At 68.0% G+C, this 4,912-nt stretch carries 5 protein-coding genes; 3 read left to right on the plus strand and 2 right to left on the minus strand.

Translation table 11 applies throughout. The features are described from left to right. On the minus strand, positions 1–902 hold a 902-nt coding region (locus VF662_RS10635), incomplete at its 3' end, for an NAD(P)/FAD-dependent oxidoreductase (protein ID WP_464140856.1). A 125-nt stretch (positions 903–1,027) separates the two neighbouring features. Here VF662_RS10635 and VF662_RS10640 point away from each other — a divergent pair. The 3 genes from VF662_RS10640 to VF662_RS10650 are packed head-to-tail and all read left to right on the plus strand — an operon-like array spanning position 1,028 to position 4,613. Beyond that, positions 1,028–1,729, plus strand: a complete 702-nt coding sequence (locus VF662_RS10640; protein WP_464140858.1) for a uracil-DNA glycosylase — start codon at positions 1,028–1,030, stop codon at positions 1,727–1,729. Beyond that, on the plus strand, positions 1,726–3,495 hold the full coding sequence (locus tag VF662_RS10645) for a lytic transglycosylase domain-containing protein (protein WP_464140861.1): 1,770 nt from the start codon (positions 1,726–1,728) through the stop codon (positions 3,493–3,495). The genes VF662_RS10640 and VF662_RS10645 overlap by 4 nt, the downstream gene beginning before the upstream one ends. A gap of 41 nt (positions 3,496–3,536) precedes the next feature. Then, positions 3,537–4,613 carry a PA0069 family radical SAM protein gene (locus tag VF662_RS10650; protein WP_464140863.1) on the plus strand — a complete coding sequence of 359 codons (1,077 nt, stop codon included), beginning with the start codon at positions 3,537–3,539 and terminating at the stop codon, positions 4,611–4,613. Here the strand turns inward: VF662_RS10650 and VF662_RS10655 are convergent. Continuing rightward, the coding region (locus VF662_RS10655) for an AMP-binding enzyme (protein ID WP_464140868.1) at positions 4,610–4,912 on the minus strand (303 nt) is incomplete at its 5' end. The two genes, VF662_RS10650 and VF662_RS10655, sit on opposite strands and share 4 nt — an antisense overlap.

Genomic DNA, 4,912 nt, shown 5'->3' on the forward strand with positions numbered 1-4,912 from the left:
GCGCCGTAGCTGACTCGGCGGCCGCCCTCCAGGATCTCGCGCACCGCCGGGTGCTGCTTGAAGCGCTGAAATTCCTCGAAGGGCGACAGATAGGGGTTGCGGTAATTCAGTGCGACGACGAAGCCGATCGCGACCTGCCCCGCCTCCTGATGATAGATGAAGCCGCCGCCCCAGGCGTCGTCGAGCGGCCAGCCCTGGGTGTGGATCACGCGCCCCGGCACATGCTTGCCGGGGTCGATGTCCCATAGCTCTTTAAGGCCGATGCCATAGACTTGCGGCTCGCTGTTCGCATCCAGGCTGAAGATGCGTTTCACTTCCTTGGTAAGGTGCCCGCGGGCACCCTCCGCGAAGAAGGTGTAGCGGCCGTGAAGCTCCATCCCCGGCTGGTAATCCGGCTTATGCGTGCCGTCGCGCGCAACGCCCATGTCGCCGGTGGCGACGCCCTTCACGGAGCCGTCGTCGTTGAACAGCACTTCGGCTGCCGCAAAGCCCGGAAAGATCTCGACGCCCAGAGCCTCCGCCTGTCCCGCAAGCCAGCGGCAGACGTTGCCGAGTGAGGCGGTGTAGGTGCCCTTGTTCGACATGAAGGGCGGCATCATGATGTGCGGGAGCTCGTATTTCTTCTTTTCGGTGAGCACCCAGTGCCGGTTTTCGACAACCGGCACCGTGAGCGGGCTGTCGAGCTCCTTCCAGTTCGGGAGCAGCTCGTCGATCGCGCGGGGATCGATCACCGCGCCGGAAAGGATGTGGGCGCCGACTTCGGAGCCTTTTTCGAGGATGCAGACGGAGATTTCGCGCCCCTGCTCTTCAGCGAGCTGCTTCAGGCGGATGCCCGCGGCGAGCCCCGCGGGGCCTGCGCCGACGATCACCACGTCATAGGCCATCGACTCGCGTTCCGCCATTTACCGCTCCTCGTTCGGGCTCTCGTCGCGCCGGTGCAACAGCTGGCAGATAAGAGGGTCTTTTGCGGTTGACCAGCCCGCCCGCCTCTGACTCAAGTGAGAGCGTGGAGCGGGGGAACGATCCAATGGATGCGGCGGGCGCGGCAAGCGTGCTGCAATGGTGGCAGGATGCGGGCGTCGACGTGCTCGTGGACGAGACGCCGCGCGACTGGCTGAGGCCGAAAGCCAAGGCTGCACCCGTCGAGGCGCCCGCTGCCAGGCCGGCCGAAGCGCTCCCCGACCAGCTCGATCTGTTCCAGGCCTATCTGAGGGAAAGCAGCGCCCTCCCCTTCGCGTCCGGCGCTGCGAGGCGCGTCTGCCCGGCGGGCGATCCCGCGGCGGGGCTGATGATCGTCACCGACATGCCGGCGGCCGAGGATTGCTCGACGGGCACGCTCCTGTCCGGCGAAGTCGGCAAATTGTTCGACAGGATGCTCGCGGCGATCGGCCGCGACCGGAATTCGATCTATCTCGCTTCGCTCTCCTGCCTCCGCTCGCCCGACGGCCGCTTCACGAGCGATGCCGCGCAGCAATGCGCGGCGCTCGCCCGCCACCATATCGGCCTTGCCGGGCCGAAGGCGCTGCTCCTGTTCGGGGATGCGCCCGCAAAGGCGCTGACGGGCATGAGTATGGCCCAGGCCCGCGGGCGCTGGCACGAAGTCGCCACCCATGCGGGGCAGATTAGGACAATCGTAACCCTGCCGCCTTCCTACTTGCTCAATCAGCCTGCGGCCAAGGCACATGCCTGGGCCGACCTTCAATTGTTGATGGAGGGACTGAACCAATGACCGGTATGCGTAACCTGCTCCTGGCCGCGGCGATCACGCTCCCCGCCGCGCCGGCTTTCGCCGCGCCGGATGCGGCCGGCGCCGTTCGACAGGCGAGGATGCCGTCCATCCTCACCGAGGCTCAGCGCACGAGCTATCGGGAAATCTTCGCGGCGATCCGGACGCAGGATTGGGCCGGAGCTGCCGCCCGGCTCGATGCAATGGGCGACGGGCCGCTCCATTCGGTGGCGCGGGCCGAGCTCTACCTCGCCAAGGGCTCGCCGAAGGTCGAGCTTGCTCCGCTGCTGGCGCTGGTCGCCGCGGCGCCGGAAATGCCGAAGGCGGCGCAGCTCAGCCGACTCGCCGGAACGCGGGGAGCAACCGAGCTGCCGCCGGTCGCCGAGCCGCGCGAACTTCGCTGGCAGGGCGAGCAGCCGCGCCGCACGCGCCCGAAAGCCGCGGCGACCGATCCGGTAAGAGCCGAGCTCGAAGGGCTCGTCCAGCCGCTGATCGTCGGCGACAGGCCGAGCGAGGCCGAGGCTTATCTCCTCGAGTGGCAGGACCGGCTGACGCCCGAGGCGCGGACCGAATATCAACAGCGTATCGCCTGGTCCTATTACCTCATCGGCAGGAGCGCCGATGCGCGCCGGCTGGCGGACCAGGCGCGTTCCGGCGTCGGCGAGTGGACTTTGCAGGCCGAATGGGTGGCGGGGCTCGCCGCGTGGCGGATGGGCGACTGCAAGGCCGCTGCCGACAATTTCGCGATGGTGGGCGCGCGGGCCACCGATCCCGAGCTCAACGCCGCCGGCAATTACTGGGCAGCGCGGTCCGACATGCGCTGCGGGCGGCCGGAGCGGGTCCAGCCTCGGCTGCGGACGGCGGCGCGGCTGACGGAGACCTTCTATGGGCTGCTCGCGGCGGGAGCGCTGGGCGTCAAGAAGCCCACGCTGAGCCAGCTCCACGACTATCGCGACGCGGAATGGCAGGGGATTGCGACCAAGCCCAATGTGCGGGCCGCGATCGCCTTGAACGAGCTCGGCGAACGCAACCTCGCCGACGAAACCATCCGCCACCAGGCGCGGCTCGGCACCGCGGCGGAGCATGAGGCGCTGATCCACCTCGCCTCAGACCTCAACCTCGCCGGAACGCAATTCTGGCTCGCGCACAATGCTCCGGCGGGGGCGCGGGTGAACATCGCCGCCCGCTATCCGGAGCCGGACTGGCAGCCGGTGCGCGGCTGGCGGGTCGACAAGGCGCTCGCCTTCGCGCACGCGCTGCAGGAATCGAATTTCCGCACGCAGGTGGTGAGCCCCGCCGGCGCATCCGGGCTGATGCAGGTCCGCCCCGGCACCGCCGGCGACATCGCCCGGAGCCGCGGCGAACCTTTCGATTCGAAGCAGCTTAGCGAGCCGGCCTACAATCTCGAATACGGCCAGACCTATCTCGAATCGCTTCGCGACAATGGCGGCACCGGCGGTCTGCTTCCGAAGGTGATCGCGGCCTATAATGCCGGGCCGGTGCCGGTCGCGGAGTGGAACGCCCGCGCCTTCGACGGCGGCGATCCCCTGCTCTACATCGAATCGCTGCCTTATTGGGAAACCCGCGGCTACGTGCCGATCATCCTCCGCAACTACTGGATCTACGAGCAGAAGGAGGGGAAGGAGTCGGCGAGCCGGAAGGCGCTGGTGCAGGGGCTCTGGCCGAAATTCCCGGGTGCCCGCGGTCCTTCCGCGGTCCGGCTGGAGCCGAGGGCGGGGACGGCGGCGCCGGTTCAGGGCACCGACTGATCGTTCTTGTTATGTTCGCGCTTGTCCTCTAATTGGAGGGCATGAGTCGTCCCGATGTCCGCCAGGGGCGCGGCGCGCCCGAGAACAGGACCCCCACCCGCTTCGGCCTCGCCGTTCGCGAGGCTGACGGGGATTGGCTCGACGCGCGCGAGGAACTGGACGGGGAGCTGCCGCCGCTCCGGACGACGGTGACGGTCGAGAAGCCGAAGACGATCATCGCGCGCAACGTCTCGCCCGACGTCGGCTTCGACCGCTCGATCAACCCCTATCGCGGCTGCGAGCACGGCTGCATCTATTGCTTCGCGCGGCCAACCCACGCGTTTCACGATCTGTCGCCGGGCCTCGACTTCGAATCGAAGCTGTTCGCCAAGCCCGACGCCGCCACGCTCCTCCGCAAGGAGCTGGCAAACCCACGCTATCTCTGCGCGCCGATCGCGATCGGCACCAACACGGATCCCTATCAGCCGATCGAGGGCAAGTGGCGGATCATGCGGAGCATCGTCGAGGTGCTGGCGGAGACGAACCACCCGCTCTTCATCACCACCAAGTCGGATCGGGTCACCCGCGACATCGATCTGCTCGCCAGGATGGCGGAGAAGCAGCTGGTTTCGGTGGCGCTTTCAGTGACGTCGCTTACGCCCGAAATCTCCCGCACCCTGGAGCCGCGAGCGCCCGCGGCGCGGAAGCGGCTGGCGGCGGTGAAGGCGCTGAGCGCGGCGGGCGTTCCGACCACCGTCGCGATCGCGCCGGTTGTGCCCGGGATCACCGACTGCGAGATGGAGGAGATCGTCGCCGCCGCAGCGGAAGCGGGCGCCCGAGGCGTGTTCTACCTGCCGGTCCGGCTTCCGCACGAAGTGGCGCCCCTGTTCCGCGCCTGGCTGGACGAGCATTTCCAGGAGCGGGCGGGGAAGGTGATGAGCATCATCCAGTCGCTCCGCGGCGGCCGCGACAACGACCCTAACTGGTTCAGCCGGATGCGCGGCCAGGGGCCGTGGGCGGACCTCCTCGCCACCCGTTTCAATATCGCCAGGAAGAAGCACGGCTTCGGCGACGAGCGGATCAAGCTCCGCACCGACCTCTTCAAGCCGCCGCAGGGGCCGCAGCTTCGGCTCTTCTAGGCGGCGCTCGCCAGCTTGTGGTCCTTATATTGCTCGCGAAGCGCGGTTTTCAGGAGCTTGCCGGTGGCGGTGTGGGGCAGGCTTTCCACAAACAGTATCTCGTCCGGGAGCCACCATTTGGCGACGTGGCGGGAGAGGTGCTCCATGATCGCCTGCTCGGAAACGTCCGCGCCCTGCCGTCGCACCACCAGCAGCAGCGGCCGCTCGTCCCACTTGGGGTGGTAGACGCCCACCGCGGCCGCCTCGGCCACGCCGGGGCAGCCGATTGCGGCATTCTCGAGCTCGATCGAGCTGATCCA

The sequence above is a fragment of the Allosphingosinicella sp. genome (assembly GCF_036387215.1).
GTDB lineage: Bacteria > Pseudomonadota > Alphaproteobacteria > Sphingomonadales > Sphingomonadaceae > Allosphingosinicella.

Coding starts and splice junctions, on each gene's coding strand:
- VF662_RS10640 (WP_464140858.1), top strand. CDS start 1,028: ATGGATGCGGCGGGCGCGGCAAGCGTGCTGCAATGGTGGCAGGATGCG.
- VF662_RS10645 (WP_464140861.1), top strand. CDS start 1,726: ATGACCGGTATGCGTAACCTGCTCCTGGCCGCGGCGATCACGCTCCCC.
- VF662_RS10650 (WP_464140863.1), top strand. CDS start 3,537: ATGAGTCGTCCCGATGTCCGCCAGGGGCGCGGCGCGCCCGAGAACAGG.